Origin of the sequence: Enterobacter cloacae complex sp. P47BA, from assembly GCF_014930485.1 — a bacterium.
In the GTDB taxonomy this organism is placed as follows: Bacteria; Pseudomonadota; Gammaproteobacteria; order Enterobacterales; family Enterobacteriaceae; genus Enterobacter; species Enterobacter bugandensis.
Genome location: NZ_JADBRF010000014.1, coordinates 98,696 through 118,531 on the forward strand (window position 1 = coordinate 98,696; position 19,836 = coordinate 118,531).

The following is a 19,836-nucleotide window of genomic DNA, read 5'->3' on the forward strand; positions in this document are numbered from 1 at the left end:
GGGATTTTAGGTGGTTTAATAAGTTAGCGTGATTATCACGTCATCAATAAATTCCCCGGTACCGCTCAGCGGCTGGGCCGGGACTTCTCCGTAAACGGTGAAGTTCTGAGTGCCGCCTGCGGAACTGGTAACGTGCAGCGCATCGCCGCTGCGCTGATCGCCCCAGCGTTGCGTGGCAGCGGCATCCTGCCAGAGCCCGTAGCGCAGGCATTGACCTTCGTTGTTGCAAAGCTGCCGCTGATTGCCGCTGGCATGGTTGCCGCTGCCCATGGCAAGGGTAAACGCCGTGCTGGCCGGACAGCGCGTGGTGAGTGTTGCCGTGGAACGCGTCGGGCGCAGCGTGGCGGAGCTGTTCAGCGTGCCGAAGTTGAGCGGGGTGACACGTTCTATGTAGCATCCCTGGCTGATTTCAGCCTGCGCGTTGGTGCCACCCTGCACCTGTTCTCCCTCCGCGGAGCCGTCCGAGCAGTTTTGCAGCGCATCCTGACGGGGGGCGCTGTGCCAGGCGAGGCGCAAATTCATGTTGTAGTTGTAATAGTGGTACGCCGGAAGTTGGATTTGCCCTGCCGGGAGGGTGGCGATAAGCGGAAAACTTCCGCTGATGCTGGTATTACTTTTCGCAGTGAGAGTCTGCTGAATCAGATCCCCGCCGCTGGCGGGGCCCAGCTCCTGAGAACGTACGACGCCGCTAAGCAGACGGAAGAGCAGGGTGTACTGTTTCCCCTCCTGGTCCGACGGCGACAGCATCTGAAAGGGGGGAGTATCAATGCTGCTAAGGCAGACATTGATATATTCCATCGCGCCATTATTGCTGGCCTGACAGCTAAATTTTACCTCGGTATTGGTCGAGGCGGTATTACCCGCCACGACTCGGCCAAAGTTGATGACGGCGGGTGAGGTTATCCAGCATGCTGCTGCCATCGCCTTCATGGACAGCACGAGCAGCAGCAATAACGGTGCTCTTAATGACACAGTTGTTCTCCAATGTTCTGTATTGATGAAGCGGAACGCGGGGCCGGCAGCGTGACCCGGCACTCTCCCTCGCCGATGTTCACTACCAGTTCACCCGGCAGAGGCGGGTCTTCAAGCCAGATAAAACCGTCGCGTCCGACGATGGTGGCGCCGTGTGGCGTAGAAACGATGCTGCCCAGCGGGAGCGGCTTGTGGCGACTGTCGACCAGTCGGGCCTGAACCGTCACGGCATGATGGACGTTGAAATCGACCTTTACCGCACTACCGTTGCCCGGTCTGGCATGCATGTCGGTGACGGGGGCCATCACATCGACAGGAAGATCCAGCGGATTGATGCTGACTTTGCTGTTGTGGTAATGCGGCAGGTCGGTCAGTAGCAGATAACCGTTTTCATCGGTTTCGCCTGCCGGGCGGTTTTCCAGCATCACCGGCACGTGTCCAACGCCGTGCGTTGAGACCAGCGCCAGGCCCTGTTGGCTGTAGCGCAGGGTATGAAGGCTGCCATCGAGCAGCGTCAGGCTGCCTTCGGCTGAGGCGTACTGGTTGCCCGACTTAGCGCCTTGCTCCAGCCCGGCGTGCCACTCACCTGTATGGCCCAGATAGCCCACGTCTGCATACTTATCCCGGTGCTCGCCAACGCTTTGCCCCATCTGCCATGACCAACCGCCGAGCCGATTGTCCGGCTGGTGGCGATAATCCATGCGCGGCATATCGCGGCTGGCCTGAACGGAGAGGGTATCCTCACGACCTAACGGGATCGAGAGCAGAAGCTGAACCTGACTCGACGAATCCGTAAACGAACGGGTATAGCTCAACGTGGTGGACAGATGGGCTGGTAGCGAGGTGGACCAGGAGGCGTTGAGATAGCGCAGTCTGCTGCCCCGAATGTTTTGCTGTACCCAGCCTGCACCTACAGTACCGAAACGGGGAACGGAGCGGCTTAGCCAAACGCTATCGCTGCGTCTGACCGGCATGGCACCGATCGTGCGGGCGTTATCGGCAAATGCGTCATCGGTACGGACGGTACTGGCAGAGATGCCCGTCCCGTGGCCGTTCCATTGCCAGCCAAGACCCCACTGTTTTCCCTGACCATAGGGGCTGCTGCTCAGGGCAACATGCTGGCTGACAATCCCTGTGTTGGGCGAGATCAGCCAGTCGACCCCTGTCCCGACATTGTGCAGCTTACTCTGCTGTTCCGTGTGCAACGCCAGCGTCAGCTGGTTATTCACCCCATAGCGCCAGCCCGCGTCGAGCACAGGCGAGGGGGCATAGTCATCAGAGCGCAGGGTGTAGTTCTGCCGCATCCAGCCGATATCCAGTGAACCGCTGCTGAGCCCTTCCGCCAGCATCCCCGGCGCACCGTAGAGATCGAGTTGTACGGTACGACGCTGGCCGTTGATGTCGGTAATAACCACCTCCGCCTGTCCGCTTCCGGTGAAGGAGGGCAGGGTATCCAGCAGAAAATTCCCCGGCGTCACGCGTTGGCTGCTCTGCTTAAGCCCGTCGATGTATAGATCGACAGTTGAAGGCAGGACCGCAGTGTCGCTGTAACGGCTGCGTGGTTCGGTGTTGAGCTGCGGATTAAGCTCAAAATTACGCGCCCAATGCAGCCCACCAAAGCGTACCTGTCGGCTCCAGCGGGTGCCTGTGGTAATGCTGTCCCCCAGTGCCAGGCTGGTCAGCGAGTCTGTGTTGTCCCATTGCCAGCGGGTTTCAAGGCGTGTGTGGTGGGGGCGATCCGCGCGGTTTTCCTCACCTGCATGGCTTGAAAAGCTGCTGCTGAACGTTCCGGGAAGCGCCCCGGATGCCGTCAGCGAGGTCTGTGCGTTAAGCTGGCGGTTCCCTTGTGAATCGCTGGCATAAAGGGCATACCCGAGCGTAAACGCACTTATGGGCTGCGCCTCAGGATAGCGATATTGCGAGGTTGGCCTCTCGAAAGCCAGATGCTGCAGACCGTCGAGCGCCTTTGCGTCAGCGGTAATGGAGACCTGTTGCGCATGTAAATCGAGACTGACCTTCAGGCCCGGCAGGGACGTCAGCTCAACCCACTCGTTGTGACCGTCCGGGGCGTGAAGCCCCAGTTTTTTGAGGTCGCCGCGCTCAATCCACAGCGCCTCACCCACTACCCGGCAGGCCCATACTTCCCCCCGAGGGGCATGATTCACCGTGATGGCCAGCCATTGTACGGTATTGGCGGCGGTGTCAGTCCGGGCTGACAGCATGAGCGGTAGCCAAAGCAGGAGCGCGAGTATCGAGCGGGTGCAGGGGAATCTGACTGGCATGGGGGGCATCATTGAGATAGGCGCGTAGCGCGCTGAGTGTGTGGTATGGAGCCTGCTTAAGTGTCATAAGCGCGGTCTGTCCCGGCAGGACATAACCTGCCAGCCCTTTCACCGATCCCACAACCTGCCCGCTGACCGTCAGAGCCTGCAGATGGCTCAGGCGAATATGGCTGTTTCCGGCGTTATAGCAGCGGATCGCTCCCGGAATCTCCGCTTGTTCGCAGTACAGGACATCGTGGCTGACGGGCATATTCTGGTTTCCGGCAATAAAGACGGGAATGGAGTAACGCAGCAGAAAGTGCACCGCGTTGGGATTGGCCGCCCGGGATGTTGTATCCGGCAGTTCATCAATGACCAGCCGGTAACTTTGCTCCTGTTCACGGATTTCTGGCGCCACAACGATGATGCGCACCAGCTGCTGCTGGCCCGGCGCCAGAGAGGTCATCGCCGGGCTGCTGACCACCTCGTCGGTGGCCGTGAGCACATCCTTACCGTTTTGCTGGTTCCATTCGTAAACCCGTATCTGAGCATGGATGGCTGCTTTTCCGCTGTTAGTGAGGTAGATCGCGGATGCTTTTTGACCGTTCTGGAGATCGAGCGTCACAGGGGCTACCTGAAGCGTGGCGGCCAGCGCGTAGCGCGACAGCAGCGTCAGCATCAGGAGCCAGAGAAGGAAGCAGGGAAGACAACGTCGCATGATCAATACACCAGATTTAAGGTGACATCGTCGCTATAGGCACCGGCCTGTGCGGTCATAAGAGCCCCTGCGTCAATAACGCCGTACAGCGTCTTTTCCTGCTCCATACCGTTGCCGGTGTCGGTGAGTCCATCGGTGCTGGTGATTTGCGTCTGTTTGCCCTCATCGGCAAAGAGTTTCCACGCAATCTTCTGTGCGTCCGTTTCGCCGTTGTCCGGCTTCAGCCAAAAGGTGCCGTTTTCGCTGCTATCGTTGCTGGTGGCGGAGAGAGTGAACGGCGTACCGTTGGTACAAACAATGTTGACCTGCGTTTTGGCCTGAATTTCGCTTGATTCATCCGACCCGTGGCGCGAGAAATTGAGATCGTTGGCTTTGAGGGTGCAGGATTTTACTACCTCAAGTGAAACGTGCATCGTCGCGCTTGCTGTACCCTCTGCGGCGATCGCAGCGGCAGGAAGCAGGAGAGAGGAACAACATATAACAGTGGAGATAATTTTCATGAGCTTATTTCCTGAGGTGAATAACAGTGCAATTACAAAGAAGTGGCCAGAGCGTCCAGCAGGCAGAGTTTTCGATGGAAATCCGCCAGGTTCTGACAGCAAAATTTATTCATCGCGTTACGCTTGTGGGTGTAAATCGTTTTCGGTGACTTATTAAGGATTTGTGCGATACGCACCGGGCTGAATCCTTTGTGAAACAGCATGCAAACCCGCATTTCCTGGTACGTGAGCGTGGCGGTATTTTCGAAAGAGAAGGTCATGTCGCTAAAGCAGTGGCTCAGTTGGGCAAGGGAGACATTGTCCACGACCACTCTGACCCGTTCATTGCCTGGCAAGGCGTTAATGTCGTTTACCTGGTCCGCATCCGTAAATAACAGCCAGTTCTGTCCGGCATGCGTATTGAGCAGCTTCTGCAAACGCAGAAACCCTTCTGGATTAACATTGTTAATCCAGTACGCCTCAGGACGGGGGGACACAGCGGTCGATATTATTGAATGGAGGCCGAGCCATAAAAACGTGTTGCTGCTCAAAACGATGACCTTATAGCCAGCATTCAGGATGAAAGGGGTCATTCCATCCTCCACAAATAACCCTGGCCGTAGTCGGCCGTACTGGCACGGGCCAGCGCGAAATCACGGGTGGTTTCGATGCCTTCGATCAGCACCTTGCTGGCGACGCGCTTGCACTGGCGGGTGAGATGCAGAAACTTCGCCTGCTCGGTCCGTCCGTTCCAGAAGGTATGTTTGTCAATTTTGATGCCGAAGAAGCGGATCTGGCTGGCCAGCAGGTCGGGAAGAAGGTCTTCGCAGACATCGTCTGCCCATACTTCTATCCCCCACTGATGGAGCGTCGCGATGCATTTTCGCAGCGCCCGGCTTTGCGTATCGTCGAGTTGGACCATCGTATGGAGATCGGTGATCTCGATAGCAAGTCTCTCCGGGTACGGGGTTTCTTCTTTTAGCTTGTCGAGGAAGCCCGTTTCCAGCAGTAAATCCGATGTCGCATTGAGATAATACTTGTCGCCATCCATGTAAAACATGGCGTAACGAAGCTGCGCAAAGAAGTGCGCTTTACGCTGCGTCGCGGACATCGAGCCAAAGTAATCTTCAAGATTGACGTGGGGCTTTGCCGTGGACAATACCTCCCAGGCAATCACATTTTCACTGCGCAGTGCCCGGATGGATTCGAACTTATAGCCGGTTAGCATGATAAATGTGCGTAACGCTCCGTGGTGATTACAGGAGCTGCACATTTTATAGATTTGGTTTTTGACAGGGTATTTATAGATAAAAATGGCTTATATAAAGTGTTTTTATCTAATTTATAATATTTATAAAGGATTATTTATTTTCATAAGCGCCCGGCAGAACGCCGGGCGCGACGCGCATTAACCCGCTTTGCTAATGATTTTGATTTCAACCATGCCAATTCCGATCTCGCGCGGTGAATGCCCAAGGATATTTCCCTCATTGGTGGACTGCGGGTCTGGCGGCACAATCACCAGGGTACTGCTGCGCGATGGATTCTCAAAATGCAGGGTGTGAGTGCTTACGTCATTTCCAAGCGTCAGCGTCTGCTCTTGATCGCCCACGCGCACCGGTACGGGTTTATTCGCGTTAGGCCCGTACGCCCTGGCCGTGATCACCAGATCAAATTGCTCCGGCAGCGGATGCGTGTACTCAATTTTCACCTCGTTGCCCAGCTGCGCGTTTGACCAGCGTCCCCACGACTCCGGACGGGAGATACCGCTAAACTGCTTCACTTCTTCAGGCGCGCCGGCCACGTTAAAGATGAAGCTGTCCGCTTTATAACGAATGTCGTTGTCGACGATTTTAAGCATGTCGATGTTGTGCTGATAGCGAGCCGTATCAATCACCGTATCTTTAAAGGCGGTTTTGCCTTTCCACTGGGCTTTGTCAACATGCTGCACGTTTTGTTCCCCGCCAAGCTGCCCCTGAGAGACGCACCAGTCGGTAGAAAGCGCCAGCGGCTGTGACCAGAGCTGGCCCATTTTGTAACACCGGTCGATCCAGACGAAGTTATCGCGAGGGGCGAAATCGGCCAGCTGGAAACGCAGCGGCGCGGAGTACTCACTTTCCGGCAGCGGTTCAACGCGGCTATCCGACACGCGTACCAGCAGCGGCAGACGGAAATTGCTGCCGGAGAAGGCGACGGTGTTTTTATCCCGATCGATGGTGAAGTCTTTCATCTCTTTCGGGAAGTTCCACAGGCGGATGATGTCGGGCTTCCAGGCGAGAATTTTCTCCTTCATGTTGAGGAAGACCTCCGACAGGGATTGTCCGGACAGCGTGCTGCGTCCAAGGCCAATAAAGTTGTCGCCGCCCAGAATGTCCAGCACCGTCGCGCCGTTATCCATGGAGTTGCGCTTGGTGGCGATCGTCTCCTGCTGCGGCTTGTCGCCGCGCAGGACGAAGAACAGATTGCTGCGGTCCTGCTTGTTGAGCTGATCCCACGCGCTGTTTTTCATCGCCAGATGATCGGACGAGACGACGATGACGGTGTTTTTAAACCAGGGCGAGGTTTTGATTTTCTCGACCAGCGCGGCGATGTGCTCCTGGCTACAGGTCACGGCGCTGAAAGACTTATTGTTTTTGCCATCCACGTCATAGCTTTTGCGCTTACAGGTGCGCGAGACGAACCCGTCCGGATGGTGGGTATCCACCGTCAGCGCAAAGAGAGAAAAACGCTTCCCGGCACGGGACAGTTCCTCAAATTTCTTCCAGGTTTCGTCCAGCACCGTATCGTCATAGAAGCCCCAGTCGTTGCGGTAGGTCGGATCGGCAACCGTCGTTTTTAACTCTTCCGAGCCATACAGGTGGTCAAAACCGTGGGATTTCAGAAACACATCTTTTCCGGCAAAGCGCAGGTTTGCTCCCTGCATAAAGTAGTTTTCATAGCCGGAGTTTTTCAGAATATCGCCCAGGCAAATATTCTGCGGGAAGAACGTCGACATTGAAGCGGAGGCGTTGCCTTCAAAAGGCGCGAAGAGCGGGATACCGCACTGGGAGGCCACCATCCCGGCGATAGTATAATCCGTGCCGGGTAACTGCATGGTGTGGCTGAAATCGAGGCCTTCGTTTTTCAGCGCGCCCAGGTCCGGCGTCAGGTTAGGGAACGCGTCGTTATCAAAGTAGGTACGCTCCAGGCTTTCACCGTAGATGTAGACCAGATTGAGCTTCGGGTTGGCGATCGTTTTTGACGGCTCTTTGTAATAAGCCACGAAGTCTGGGTCGCCGTCACGCGACTGGGATTTCACAAGCTCGGTAATTTGATGAAACGCCGGGCTGGCATCAACGGAGGCCAGCGCCAGGAACAGCGCCAGCAGGCTGTAGCCATGATGGTGAGGGAGATGGCGACGGCGGCGCAGCACCCAGGCGAGCGCGCCGAAAATCGTCACCAGCGCCACGATCAGCCCCAGCCCCGGAAGGATGTACTTACCCACCCCCGCGCCCGTCAGGCTGTTCGTCAGGGTGTAGAGCACAGCATCGTTAATGCCGTCGCCGGTGAAGTAATCGCTGGCGTATAAGGTAATGTTTAAAATGATAAAAATGCCGAGCACCACCAGCGTGGCGATAAACCACCAGGTGTTACGGCCAGCTTTCCAGGCATAAACGCCGACGGAAGCCAGGAAAAGGATAAGAGAGATGAATTCTGACAACAGCATATCCTCATGACGCCAGGTGCTTCGCTGGCTAACTGTTTATTTTTGGTAAGACAATGTAATGGCGATGTCGTTTAGCTGCAATTTTAGTGTCACGAAAGTGTGCTGTTGTTAGGATTTGGTTTATAAAATCGTTTTTATGAGGATGGTCGCATCCTGACAAACGGACGCTGAGACGGTGGCAGGTAGGAAAAACGCTCGTTTAACGCCGCGATGCAAGCCTATCGCATTAAACGCGGCGTGTTGTGGCAGAAAATGGGGCGGATCAGGAGATGAAATTAACGCCTTGTTTCAGCACCAGATCGCAGGCTTTGGTTTTCACCTGTTTTGCCAGGACGGAGTTGCCGAGGGTGCTCAGGTTAAGCTGTTGGCCGTTTTGCGCGTTAAGCAGGCCCTGAATGCCGTCCATATAGCTGGTATCCGCTTTTTGCTCCTGCGTGTCGAGACCCAGTTTACCCAGCACCTGGTTTTTCACGTTTTGCGCGTCGGTCACCGAGGCCAGCTTTTGCTTAGCGCAATATTCCAGAATCCCCGCCGCGTTGTTCATCGTGCCCGCGCTCAGGCTCTGGGAACTGTTGCTCAGCAGGCTGGTGAGAGAAGAGCCCGAGAGCCCGCCCTGGGCGCTGCTGCTCTCTTTGGTCAGCTCATTCGCTGCGCTTGACAGGGACTCCTGCCACGAAGCCGCTTGTGCTGCGCCGGTAATCAGCATCGCGCCTAAAAAGGTGCTGATAAGAATCTGTTTTTTCATAATGGCTTTCTCAAAAAGGTCCGTTTTGGGCCGGAAGGGGTTCCAGTATATACCTGCGCCCTGCTGGCGATTCCTGGAACTGTCTTAATACTCTTTGCCGGTGACGCGGCTGCGGTAACTGTCCCAGTCGAAAATGACATACAGACTGTTGCCCAGCTTCATGCGGTCCATGACGCGTTCACCCAGTAAGCGGGTCATCTCGTCAATGTTGTGGTTCGTCAGCATCCCGGTGGGACGTTTGGACGAAGAGCGGCGATCGACTATCTGGTTAATAATGACCTTTTCATAACGGGATTCGGTCTGAACGCCAATCTCGTCGATGACCAGTAGATCGACATTGCTCAGATCGTTAAGAAGCTGCTCTTCGCTGGTTTCACGGTTGCTGAAGGTGTCTTTCATGGCGGACATGATATCGGCCACGGTGATGATGAGGACCGATTTACCGCGCAGAAGCAGTTCGTTGCAGATGGCGGCCGCGAGGTGGTTTTTACCTGTGCCCGGCTTGCCGCTAAAAATGAAGCTGGCGATATTGCCGTCAAATTCATCCACGTACTGACGCGCGGCGGCGAGCGCGTTCATCTGCCCGCTGGTCTCAATTTTATAGTTATCAAACGAGCAGTTCTGATGCAGGGGACGAATACCGGAGCGGTTAAAGGTGCGCTGCATTTTCATCGCCCGGTTTTCGCGGGCGAGCGCGGCGGCACGAATTTTACCTTGCTCCTTTTGCCACGCCAGCAGCTCTTCACCCGTGGTGAAGGCGGGCTTCACGTTGGCTGGCATCATTTTTTGCAGACGTTTCATCAGGTCGCCGACGTTCTTCATTTCGCACCTCGGAATCCACTCGGGATCTGTTTATCCGGTTCTGAAAACGTGTTGATATCGCGCTTAGGCTGGCCATTGTTACTGGCGCGGGTAATTTGAAGATGACGCGCGAGCTTTTGCTGCCACTGAATGTGGGTGAACACTTTGCCTTCCGCCTGCCACCAGGCGATAAACGCGGCGAGCTCTTCCGCGGTGGCTGGCTGGGTTAACGCAATGCCCCACAATGCTGCCTGCCGCTGAAAATCTGCGTCAGGCTGCCAGCCCGCGTACAGGACAAATTTGCCCATCGGAACGGTTAGCGGGGTATTAACCGGTTCTTCAAAAAACTGGTTATCCAGCGTGACGTCGCTTGCCGGACGTGACATCTGCGCTTCGATCTCCAGAAGCTGCGCCAGACGTTCCGGCGTGATTGCGTAAAACGCCGGCGCGTTGTCGGCAAAAACCGCAACCGTGCCGCCTTCGGCGTGGGTCAACACACCGCGTGGGTCGCGCATAAAGGCATCAATGCCAGCAATGCTGGTGGTCAGAATTCTGGAGGACATAACGCTTACTCAACTGATTACTACGGGCGTGATATGGGCTTATGGTAGCACAGAGAGGGGAGGGGATGGAGGGGATTTCCCCGGTGGCGCTGCGCTTACCGGGGCTACAGTCGTAGGCCTGAAAAGCGCAGCGCCATCAGGCAGTTATCACGCGATGATATTCAGGGTCACGTCGATGTTGCCGCGGGTCGCGTTAGAGTACGGGCAAACGATATGCGCCGCATCGACCAGCTTTTTGGCTTCCGCAGGATCCATACCTTCAACGTGGATATTCAGTTTTGCTTCGATACCAAAACCGGTCGGCAGCGGGCCTATACCCACTTCGCCTTCAATAAACGCTTCTTTTGGCAGGGTAAATTTGTCGCGAGCCGCCACAAACTTCATCGCGCCCAGGAAGCAGGCAGAGTAACCCGCAGCAAACAGCTGCTCAGGGTTCGTGACTTCTCCACCCATACCGCCCATCTCTTTGGGCACGCCCAGTTTAACGTCCAGAACTCCATCGGAAGAGGTCGCGCGGCCGTCACGGCCCCCGGTTGCTTTTGCTTTGGCGGTATAAACAACTTTTTCTAAAGACATGGCAGGTTCCTCATCTTGCTTTAATGTGTGCTATTAAATAGCGTGCGATATATATGGTTAAATAATAACGCGTAAAGTATAGCCTTACGCGCGTTGAATCTGTTGTCGCAAAAGTTCCAACTGCTGCTTGAGCGCCAGCATGGTGTCGGTATCACACTGTGCGGCGCACCCCACCGCGTGTGGGATACTCAGTGCTTGCTGCTGAAGTTCACGTCCGGCTTCAGTCAGCGTGACGGCGACCTGACGTTCATCTTTACGCGAGCGGTGGCGGTTGATTAGCCCTGCGCTTTCCAGACGCTTCAGAAGCGGCGTCAGCGTTGCGGAGTCAAGGAACAGCCGTTCACCGATGTCCGACACCGTCACGTCATCCTGCTCCCATAGCACCAGCATCACCAGATATTGCGGGTAAGTCAGGTTTAGCGGCGCCAGCAGTTGCCGGTACAGCTTATTAAGCGCCAGATTTGCCGAATAGAGGGCAAAACAGAGCTGGTTATCCAGCAGGAGCGCAGCGGTCGTGTCGTTCGTTTTTGCGTTCATGAAATGAATATAGATTGTGCACGATTTAATTGCAAGCAATTTTAGGGGCAGGTATAACGCAGCGCCACCTGAACGGCCATTTTACGGTAGTGCTGGCGCTGGGCCTGCTCGTCTGCACCCTCTTCAAACAGCAGGGTGAAGGTGTAGCTGTTGGCAACGTAGTGAAAGCTGAAGCTACTGATCAGACGATGAAGGTCGCGGGCGTCAACCGTCTGGCTGAAAAGCTGTTTTTCTTTGCCCCGGCGCAGGATGCCTTCCAGCAGGTCGAGCGCGCTGCGGTTGACCTGCCGCAGATAGTTTGACTGCTGCATAAAACGGCCGCGCTGCATGTTTTCCATGCAGATAATACGGATGTAATCCGGGTGGTCGGCATGATAGTCAAAGGTGGCTTCAACCAGATGGACCAGCGCTTCGACGGGAGGCATATCCGCCAGGCTAAGCGCCTTTTCACTGGCGCGAATTTGGGTGTAAACGTACTCCAGGACGAGCAGGTAGAGATTTTCTTTGTTTTTAAAATGGTAAACGACCATGCGTTTGGTGGTACCTGCTTTCTCCGCGATCTGCTCCATGCGGGCGCCGTTCAGTCCAAATTCGGCAAACAGCGCGATAGCGCTCTGAAAAATTTTCTCTTTCAGGCTCGATTCTTCACTGTGATTGGGGTGTTCGCTGCCAGAGTTAGCCACATCCTTTCCTTATTTTTACCAAACGGACCAGAAAGATTATCTCCACGGCAGCGAAATAACACAAATATCAAACGCGCGGGCGTTTGCGGTAGAGCCATAGCCCGGGTATCGACAGCCCGATAGAGAGCGCACCGACGATGGAGGACGCCTTAAGAAAGTTGCTAAGGAGAAGAATCATCTGCGGCTCGGTGTAGCCAAAATGGCTGATTTTCACCGCGGAAATCATCGCCGTATAGGCAGATATGCCGGGGAACATCGGGATAACGGCGGCGACGGTGAACACTTTCGGATGCGCCAGATACCAGCGCGACCACTGAATACCGATGCTGCCGACCAGCATAGAGGCGATAAACGTCGACCATTCGATGTTAAAGCCCGCCGTCATCATCACCATTCGCGAGCCGTGGCCAATTGCGCCCAGCAGCGCACACCACGGCAGAGCGCGTTGCGGAACGTTAAATACCATCGCAAAGCCGACGGCAGGAATGGCCGCCAGGGCCATGTCCTGTGCCAGCGCCAGCAGAAAATCTATCACGCCCATCCTCGTAACCCCCACAGCGTCATCGCCATCACCACGCCGATGCAGGTCGCCAGCGTCAGCAGGCTGGCGATAGCCCAGCGTGCCAGGCCGGTATTGATGTGCCCTTTAAACATGTCGGCAACGGCGTTAATCAGCGGGAAGCCCGGCACCAGCAGAAGCACGCTGGCGGCCATCGCAATCGTCGGGGTAGCGGCAAACTGCGGCAGGCGCAGCAGCAGGCCAGACACCGTAGTGGCAACAAACGCGGTAATGCAGAAGTTAATTTGCGGGTGCAGCTGCCGGTGCGTCAGCAGCTGGCGCACGTACATGGCGATGCTGCTGGCGAAAAAGGTGACGATCGCGCCGTCCCAGCCGCCTTTATTGAGCTTACAAAAACAGGCGCATGACAGCCCCACCATGAGCACGACCAGCCAGCGTGGATAACGTAATGGCTTGATTTGGTTAAAACGTTTTTCAATCTCCTTGAGATCGAGAAGCTTATGCTCAGCCAGGATGACGATGTGCTGGACCTCGGTTACAACGTGCATATTAATGCCGCGGTCGTGATTTTTACGGGTGGACGTAAGACACTGCCCGTCTTTAATGGTGGTCAGCACAATGGCGTTGGACGAGATAGCGCTCTCAACGCTGTCCATCCCCAGCGCCAGCCCCAGCCGGGTTGAAAGCTCCTCGACCAGCGCGCTTTCCGCGCCGTGCTGGAGCAGAAAAAGACCGCACTGAATACAGAGCCGCGTGATAGCACGCTGCGTTGACCGATCTGCCTGCATGTATTATCCCGAAGATAAGGTGAATAGTTGCCGGTTGGCCCGTAACGCCTACTTTTAGCACAAAGTGCAGTGGCTCTTGCTGTGGGTCAGATCAAGGTTTATGCAAACAGTTACCCCCCCTCGTCACGACGACTTACAGGATTAATTTATTAATACGATGAATTATTAATCTGAAATAATAAAATATTTGTATTTAGAAATTCTAATTTTATTTTGTTGATATTTTAATGTCTGCACAATTAAATTGATTTGCGCTTTGTGAGATATTAGCGCTGTTTTAGGCATTTCCTAAACTAAGAACATATCTCATCTTCTGCTTGTATTAATCTTTTTATACTCAGGGAAGAAAATATTTATACCCTGGTGCGTTTTACATGACGCACCGAAGGAAAATGGACACGGAGGGTCTATGTTGTCGTTGCCTGATAAGCATGGCGTTGTCATTAGCCGGATACCCGTCATGCAGAATGGGTTAGGGGACGTGATGGCACGTCATTTCCCCGATTTTGAATTGACCTACTGCCGCTCACTGCAGGAGTTAACCCTGCTTCAGTTGCGCCGCGCAGATGTGATTATCGCCGACGTTTCAGGCGAATACAGGAACCCACGGGGTACGCTCGAAGAGTATTACCGCTTACTGAACCAGTACCGGGAAATCCACTGGATCTTTTTGGTCTCCCGGCCGTTTTACCCTATTGCCGTTGAGCTGCTTATGCGGCCGGAAAGCACGCTGCTTTCTGATATGGAACCTATCGAAGGTGTCGTTAACGCTATCCGGGCAGGGAGTGAACGCGCAGAACGGATAAGCCAGACGTTATTAACCCCAGAACCTGAGGAAAGTGAGGATGACGAAGAACACTTTATTGCGCTCACGCACTCAGAACGTAAGGTGCTTCGCCTGTTAGGCAAAGGGTGGGGGATTAACCAAATCGCTACGTTGCTTAAAAAGAGCAATAAAACGATCAGTGCGCAGAAAAACAGTGCGATGCGAAGGCTGTCATTGCGGAGTAATGCCGATATGTACGCCTGGATCAACAGTACACAGGGAATGAGAGAGCTGAGTTTAATGTCAGCCTATGGAGAGTTCGAGGAATGGAAAAAACCGATTCAACAAGACATATCGCCATCATCGAAAATTGCTCGATGAGTGCGGTCGGGCTGCAGCATCTTTTTACGCAGCCTGAACTCAGCCAATATCAACTGCACCTGTTTAATGATTTTGATGGCTTTAAGAAAGCACTGCAACACGTGAATTTTTTCTCGCTGATCTATTCGCTTTCCGATGCGCGAGAAGAACGACGTAACTGCCTGGCGCATCTGCGGGATCTCGCGTTTACGCATAGCCATATTCAGCGCATTATCCTGGTCTCGGATGAGATGGAGGCGAGGTTGATTAGCCATCTTTCGCCTTCACGTCTTCACGGTGTGGTCAGTAAATCGGTGACCCTTGAACACCTGCTGAAGGAGTTAGTGGTATTGTTGAGCGAAACGCTGCGCATTAATGACAATATGCTTAACCACTGGTACTGCAGTCAGAACCGGATGTTAAGCCCAACGGAAAGAGCAATTTTACGTTATATGTCATGCGGATATTCCATTCCCGAAATCGCGGCGCAGCTTGAACGCAATATCAAGACTATTCGCGCGCATAAGTTTAATGCGATGGTGAAGCTAGGGGTGAATTCTGACGTAGGATTGCTTGATGCAGCGGATATTCTTACCCATCTTCCGGTTAGAGAACCGCGAACTGTGGGGCTAAGCAAACCGACATTTTTGTAACCTGTACCTTTTGCGCGCCAGATATGCCCTGGCGCGTCATTCAGATGCACACATCAACCCACTTTGCTGAAGTCAGCTCTGCCATTCTGTCCGGAGAAATACGTACGGCACTATGGATAGCGCCAGCGGCGGGGAGCACTTCAGCGTATTGTTTTAAAGAGATATCGCAGTAAACCGCAAGTGGGTTTTCAAGCCCAAACGGGCAGACGCCACCAACGGGATGACCCGTCACGGTAACCACTTCATCACTGCTGAGCATGCGTGCTTTCGCGCCAAACGTGTCTTTCAGTTTTTTGTTATCCAGACGCGCATCACCCTTCGCCACCACCAGAATCACCTCATTTTTAACCTTCAACGATAGGGTTTTGGCGATTTGTCCCGGCTCTACACGGTGGGCGGCAGCAGCCAGCGCAACGGTAGCCGTACTCTGGCTAAGTTCTATTACCTCAATTTCCGGCGCGTTGTCGGCAAAAAACTGCTGTACGGACTGCAAACTCATTGTTTCCTCCTGACAAATATCCTGCGTAATCTGTCATAAGAATTTATGCTCTGTAAATATCTCTTAAGTAACAAATATCCAGGATGGCTGATTTCTGGATCCTCTTCACAATCACAGAAACCGGTTACAGTAACCGGTTGCAGAGCGTGATGCGTAGATTAATACTGAGTATGTAACGTCCCCTGTATCCAATAATAAGAGCCAATTATGAAACCATTTCGTCTGAGCAGTACCGCTGGTACGCAAGCCAGCAAGGTTGTGAAGCTGATTTATGGAACAACGTGCGGCGCGAGCGCGCCTGTAATAAACGTCTGACAGGAGATCAACCATGTCTGCCAACCATGCTGCGTTTAATCTGATATTCCGTTTCGTTGAAAATTACGTGAGCCCGATCGCCGGGCGGATCTCGTCCCAGCGTCATGTCATGGCTATCCGTGATGGGTTCATCTCCGCGATGCCGTTCATGATTGTGGGTTCATTTTTATTAGTGTTTGCTTACCCACCGTTTTCGCCTGATACCACCTGGGGTTTCGCACGCGCCTGGCTGGATATGGCGAAGCAGTTTGAAGGCCAGATCCTGACGCCGTTTGATATGACGATGGGCATTATGTCCATTTATATCTGCGCGGCCATCGCCTATAACCTTGGCAAACATTATGTCAAAACGCACCAGCTGGATCCGTTCATGTGCGCCATGCTGTCGCTGATGGCGTTTCTGCTGGTTGCCGCCCCGAAAACCAAAGGCACGCTTCCCGTCGACAGCCTGGGTGGAACGGGTATTTTTACCGCCATTCTGGTGGCAATTTACTGCGTTGAAATGATGCGTTTCCTGAAGGCGCATAACATCGGTATTCGCCTGCCGGACCAGGTGCCGCCGATGATCAAAAACTCCTTTGATCTGCTGATCCCGGTGCTGGTGGTGGTGTTAACGCTTTATCCGCTGAGCCTGGTGATTCAGTCTCAGTTTGACATGCTGATCCCGCAGGCAATTATGTCCATCTTCAAGCCTCTGGTTTCCGCGGCGGATTCGCTGCCCGCGATCCTGCTGGCGGTGTTGATTGGTCATTTGCTGTGGTTCGCCGGGATCCACGGGGCGGCTATTGTCTCCGGGATGCTGCAGATGTTCTGGCTGACTAACCTCGGAGCGAACCAGACCGCGCTGGCTGCCGGCCATCCTCTGCCACATATTTTTATGGAAGCCTTCTGGACGTTCTTCATCGTGATTGGCGGGTCGGGTGCGACGATGGGTCTGGTGATTTGCTATCTGCGCAGCCGTTCAGCGCATTTACGCTCTATTGGCCGATTGAGCGTGGTGCCCAGCTTCTTCAACATCAACGAACCCGTTATCTTCGGTACGCCGATCGTAATGAACCCGGTGTTCTTTATTCCATTCCTGCTAGCCCCGATGGTTAACGCCGTGCTGGCCTGGGCGGCGATGACGTTTGATCTGATTGGTCGTGTTATTTCAGTGGTTCCCTGGACGGCACCGGCGCCGATAGGCGCAGCATGGGCCCTGGGCTGGGATTTCCGCGCGGCTATCCTGGTTGTGGTTCTGGCCTGCGTGTCGGCAATCATCTACTACCCGTTCTTCAAAGTGTACGAGAAGCAGCTGCTGGAGCAGGAAGCGGAAGAAGCACAGCGTAATGGGGAAGAGGACAATCAGCAGGTGGCTTAAAGACGTTGTGCCGGGCGGTGGCTGCGCCTTACCCGGCCTACGAGTCGAGTTTTTTTAGGCCCGGTAAGCGAAGCGTCACCGGGCAATTCACTGCACTACTTCAGCGTGCAATCCCCGCACTGCTTAACGTCCGGCAGGCGATAGCGCTGGCAGCAGGTACGGCGTACCAGAAGCCCGTCACGGAGCACAACGGTACGGAATAACGGATTATCGCGACCATCGGAAAGCTGTTTGGCAAAGAAGCAGGACTGGCGCAGGGCCTCCACTTTCTCATCGCCAAGCAGCGGCTTCATTTCTGTTAAATACCAGTGAATTAAATACCCGGTATTACTCCAGATAAGCTTCCCGTTAATCTCGCCCGTTGCTTCAAGTGCCTCTACCACTGGGATCAGGGCCTGGATGACAAGCTGTTCCAGACGTTCCTGAGCAGAGAACTGCTCTGCGCCGCGATCTTCGTGCAGATCAATCCAGAAGCAGGCTGCTCGGCCAGTTTCGTGGAACTCGACGTGAAAATGATCCGGGGAGAGCGCCAGCATGCTCTTTTGGGTTAATACCGCCAGCATGAGCGGGGGAACCATCAGCCCGATATACCACTGTGCCCACAGGGAAAGCAGAGGTTTATTTTCCCGCGTTAGGGTCGGCTGATTGCGATAGATATGGTCGGAATAGGTTGCAAGCAGCGACTGCAGCGTAGAGGGCTGCTGCCACTCAGCGAGCGTCATGGCGTGGTGCGGGGGCGCTTCATCAAGCCTGATAAAGTCCAGCAGGTGGGCGCGCGTCTTAGCAATTTTGTCCCGTATGGCATCCGCAAGCGACGCATTCCCGCTGGTGAGGGGCGCTCGCCAGAGGAGTGGTTCAACGATGTGTGCGGTATGCGTAGCCATAGTTGAGATAGAAATCTAAATGATAATGATTGCCAATCCTAACTATTGCTCATATCAATGGCAAGACTTTTGTCCTGATTAACCGAAGACGCGCTTAAGCGGTTTGTAGCTCTTCACTCAGCAGAATGTTATTGCGACCTAAATGCTTTGCTTCATAGAGGGCTCTGTCCGCTCTCTCCAGAGCGCTTTCCACGTCCTCGTTTTCGAAAATGGCAATACCGATGCTGATGGTGACATTGGTGGCGACGCTTTCGTTGAACAGATGGGGGATTTTCAAATCATAGACTTTCTGACGGATCCGCTCTGCCGTATGGCGGGCGTGTTCAAGTGAAATATTCGTCAGCAGCACCATGAACTCTTCCCCACCGAAACGCGCCACAATATCGCGCGAGCGGACGGCATCACGAATTGCCGCAGAGACGCGCTTCAGCGCCTGGTCACCCATCATATGGCCATAATGGTCGTTATAGGCTTTGAAGTGGTCGATATCCATCAAAAGAACAAAATGTTCGCCGTTTTCTACCGCCGGCAGATTCTCCAGACGGCTCTGCAGGCCGCGACGATTATAGAGCCCGGTTAGCGGGTCCATCATACTGAGATCGGTCAGAGTTTCCCGTTCTTCCAGCAGGCGAGAGAGCAGCTCCTGGGCGAAGCGATCGTTGCGCCGTTGCAAAATGTTATGAATAGCAATAGCCACCACAGGAAGTGCGAAAGAATAGGACATTCTTAGCCATATATCCTGGTCACTTAACCACAGGCAGACAATAAAGGCGGGGAGCGAGTGCAGCGTAAATGCTTTGATATTACTGGCGAAGGCCAGCGTTCCGATAAAAAGCACCGTGAGTAAAGCTATTATCAAATACATCGCCTGGTCATGGGTAATTAGCGAAAATTTCGAATCTATTTGCCAGGCCCACAAAATACCAAAGATTGCTGAAACGGCAGGAATATTTATCTTCCGCGCGCGCTTTTTCCAGTGCCAGACGAACAGACCAGTACTGATCGCGAAAATAGCAATCAGAGGGGCAGAAAACACGCGTACAGAATAGAGCGGGTTTGTTACCGAGAACACGGCTGACGTTGCGTTCAGAAATAAAAATAAACGTAACGATAATTGATATTTTCTTTGAACCAAAGACCGCCAGGATTGTGATGTCATAGTCGTGCGTTTTTATTAAAACTTAATTAAAACAGATGAATAGGTGTGGTTTCGCACTTAATTATGCAAAAAACTCAAAGCGTAATTATAAGAAAAAGTTTATGTGTAGTTAACAGGTGAGCAATTTATCACCTTAGGAAATTTCTGTCATTCTACATAAGGGGAAAGGGCGATTTTTTTTGCTTCACCGCGCTGACAAATGATAATTTTTATCATATGATATTGTTTATCATTATCGTTATGAAAGGGCGATGTATGTTGAACAGGGCGCTGGGAAGTGCATGGGGAGTATTGCTGCCGGGCGTAATCCTTGTCGGTTTGATGTTTGCCGATCTCTCCATCGAAAGCTGGAAGGCCATCATTGTGTCAGGGCTGCTGATGACGTCAGGCATGATCTGGCATAAGCACCTACGCCATTATGTGTTACTGCCATCATGCGTCGCATTAGTCAGCGCAATTCTGGTGATAATGATGAGTTTGAAATAACAGGG

22 protein-coding genes are annotated in these 19,836 nt (G+C 53.7%); 4 read left to right on the forward strand and 18 right to left on the reverse strand.

What is annotated here, in order from left to right:
* Positions 1–15 precede the first annotated feature (15 nt).
* The 15 genes from IM299_RS15310 to IM299_RS15380 all read right to left on the reverse strand — a co-directional run bounded on the left by IM299_RS15310 (position 16) and on the right by IM299_RS15380 (position 13,349).
* Complete coding sequence (locus IM299_RS15310) at positions 16–972, reverse strand: spore coat U domain-containing protein (RefSeq protein ID WP_048957180.1); 957 nt, start codon at positions 970–972, stop codon at positions 16–18.
* The gene (locus IM299_RS15315) at positions 963–3,254 is read right to left on the reverse strand and encodes a fimbria/pilus outer membrane usher protein (RefSeq protein ID WP_227013121.1); all 2,292 of its coding nucleotides are present in this window, start codon (positions 3,252–3,254) and stop codon (positions 963–965) included. The genes IM299_RS15310 and IM299_RS15315 overlap by 10 nt, the downstream gene beginning before the upstream one ends.
* Positions 3,175–3,951 carry a molecular chaperone gene (locus IM299_RS15320; RefSeq protein WP_048957178.1) on the reverse strand — a complete coding sequence of 259 codons (777 nt, stop codon included), beginning with the start codon at positions 3,949–3,951 and terminating at the stop codon, positions 3,175–3,177. Before IM299_RS15320 ends, IM299_RS15315 begins: the two co-directional genes overlap by 80 nt.
* Before the next feature lie 2 nt (positions 3,952–3,953).
* Entirely contained in the window at positions 3,954–4,451 is a 498-nt protein-coding gene (locus IM299_RS15325; protein ID WP_048957177.1) for a spore coat protein U domain-containing protein, read from the reverse strand.
* A gap of 32 nt (positions 4,452–4,483) precedes the next feature.
* Positions 4,484–5,023, reverse strand: coding sequence for a helix-turn-helix transcriptional regulator (locus IM299_RS15330; protein ID WP_048957176.1), 540 nt, complete (start codon positions 5,021–5,023; stop codon positions 4,484–4,486).
* Positions 5,020–5,658 (reverse strand): EAL domain-containing protein, encoded by a 639-nt coding sequence (locus tag IM299_RS15335; protein WP_048957175.1) that lies wholly within the window; start codon positions 5,656–5,658, stop codon positions 5,020–5,022. Before IM299_RS15335 ends, IM299_RS15330 begins: the two co-directional genes overlap by 4 nt.
* Positions 5,659–5,838: 180 nt before the next feature.
* Positions 5,839–8,130: a phosphatidylglycerol--membrane-oligosaccharide glycerophosphotransferase gene (opgB, locus tag IM299_RS15340; protein ID WP_193357763.1), complete on the reverse strand. Its 2,292-nt coding sequence runs from the start codon at positions 8,128–8,130 to the stop codon at positions 5,839–5,841.
* A 268-nt stretch (positions 8,131–8,398) separates the two neighbouring features.
* The gene (locus tag IM299_RS15345; RefSeq protein ID WP_193357764.1) at positions 8,399–8,881 is read right to left on the reverse strand and encodes a DUF2501 domain-containing protein; all 483 of its coding nucleotides are present in this window, start codon (positions 8,879–8,881) and stop codon (positions 8,399–8,401) included.
* A gap of 84 nt (positions 8,882–8,965) precedes the next feature.
* Positions 8,966–9,703, reverse strand: coding sequence for a DNA replication protein DnaC (gene dnaC / locus IM299_RS15350; RefSeq protein WP_028015417.1), 738 nt, complete (start codon positions 9,701–9,703; stop codon positions 8,966–8,968).
* The gene (gene dnaT, locus IM299_RS15355; RefSeq protein ID WP_028015418.1) at positions 9,700–10,245 is read right to left on the reverse strand and encodes a primosomal protein DnaT; all 546 of its coding nucleotides are present in this window, start codon (positions 10,243–10,245) and stop codon (positions 9,700–9,702) included. The genes dnaC and dnaT overlap by 4 nt, the downstream gene beginning before the upstream one ends.
* A gap of 147 nt (positions 10,246–10,392) precedes the next feature.
* A complete protein-coding gene (locus IM299_RS15360) occupies positions 10,393–10,821 on the reverse strand; it encodes an organic hydroperoxide resistance protein (protein ID WP_013095463.1) in 429 nt (142 codons plus the stop codon).
* Positions 10,822–10,905: 84 nt separating this feature from the next.
* A complete protein-coding gene (locus IM299_RS15365; protein ID WP_045631172.1) occupies positions 10,906–11,358 on the reverse strand; it encodes a MarR family winged helix-turn-helix transcriptional regulator in 453 nt (150 codons plus the stop codon).
* Between the two features lie 41 nt (positions 11,359–11,399).
* Positions 11,400–12,041, reverse strand: a complete 642-nt coding sequence (locus tag IM299_RS15370; protein ID WP_048957174.1) for a TetR family transcriptional regulator — start codon at positions 12,039–12,041, stop codon at positions 11,400–11,402.
* A 67-nt stretch (positions 12,042–12,108) separates the two neighbouring features.
* On the reverse strand, positions 12,109–12,582 hold the full coding sequence (locus tag IM299_RS15375) for a threonine/serine exporter (protein ID WP_041911301.1): 474 nt from the start codon (positions 12,580–12,582) through the stop codon (positions 12,109–12,111).
* Complete coding sequence (locus IM299_RS15380; protein WP_028015422.1) at positions 12,573–13,349, reverse strand: threonine/serine exporter ThrE family protein; 777 nt, start codon at positions 13,347–13,349, stop codon at positions 12,573–12,575. The genes IM299_RS15375 and IM299_RS15380 overlap by 10 nt, the downstream gene beginning before the upstream one ends.
* Before the next feature lie 409 nt (positions 13,350–13,758).
* On the opposite strand from IM299_RS15380, the gene IM299_RS15385 reads away from it, so the two are divergent.
* Both IM299_RS15385 and bglJ read left to right on the forward strand, forming a co-directional pair.
* A complete protein-coding gene (locus IM299_RS15385; protein ID WP_048957173.1) occupies positions 13,759–14,496 on the forward strand; it encodes a LuxR C-terminal-related transcriptional regulator in 738 nt (245 codons plus the stop codon).
* Positions 14,493–15,128 (forward strand): DNA-binding transcriptional activator BglJ, encoded by a 636-nt coding sequence (gene bglJ, locus IM299_RS15390; protein WP_041911299.1) that lies wholly within the window; start codon positions 14,493–14,495, stop codon positions 15,126–15,128. The genes IM299_RS15385 and bglJ overlap by 4 nt, the downstream gene beginning before the upstream one ends.
* Before the next feature lie 40 nt (positions 15,129–15,168).
* On the opposite strand, the gene IM299_RS15395 is transcribed toward bglJ, so the two are convergent.
* A complete protein-coding gene (locus tag IM299_RS15395) occupies positions 15,169–15,627 on the reverse strand; it encodes a YbaK/EbsC family protein (RefSeq protein ID WP_023331967.1) in 459 nt (152 codons plus the stop codon).
* Positions 15,628–15,955: 328 nt separating this feature from the next.
* On the opposite strand from IM299_RS15395, the gene IM299_RS15400 reads away from it, so the two are divergent.
* On the forward strand, positions 15,956–17,302 hold the full coding sequence (locus IM299_RS15400; protein WP_028015425.1) for a PTS sugar transporter subunit IIC: 1,347 nt from the start codon (positions 15,956–15,958) through the stop codon (positions 17,300–17,302).
* A 95-nt stretch (positions 17,303–17,397) separates the two neighbouring features.
* On the opposite strand, the gene fhuF is transcribed toward IM299_RS15400, so the two are convergent.
* Entirely contained in the window at positions 17,398–18,186 is a 789-nt protein-coding gene (fhuF, locus tag IM299_RS15405; protein ID WP_028015426.1) for a siderophore-iron reductase FhuF, read from the reverse strand.
* A gap of 94 nt (positions 18,187–18,280) precedes the next feature.
* Positions 18,281–19,345, reverse strand: a complete 1,065-nt coding sequence (locus IM299_RS15410; RefSeq protein WP_045631112.1) for a GGDEF domain-containing protein — start codon at positions 19,343–19,345, stop codon at positions 18,281–18,283.
* Between the two features lie 216 nt (positions 19,346–19,561).
* Between IM299_RS15410 and IM299_RS15415 the strand changes: the two genes are divergently transcribed.
* A complete protein-coding gene (locus IM299_RS15415; RefSeq protein WP_193357765.1) occupies positions 19,562–19,831 on the forward strand; it encodes a DUF1435 domain-containing protein in 270 nt (89 codons plus the stop codon).
* Positions 19,832–19,836: the final 5 nt, after the last annotated feature.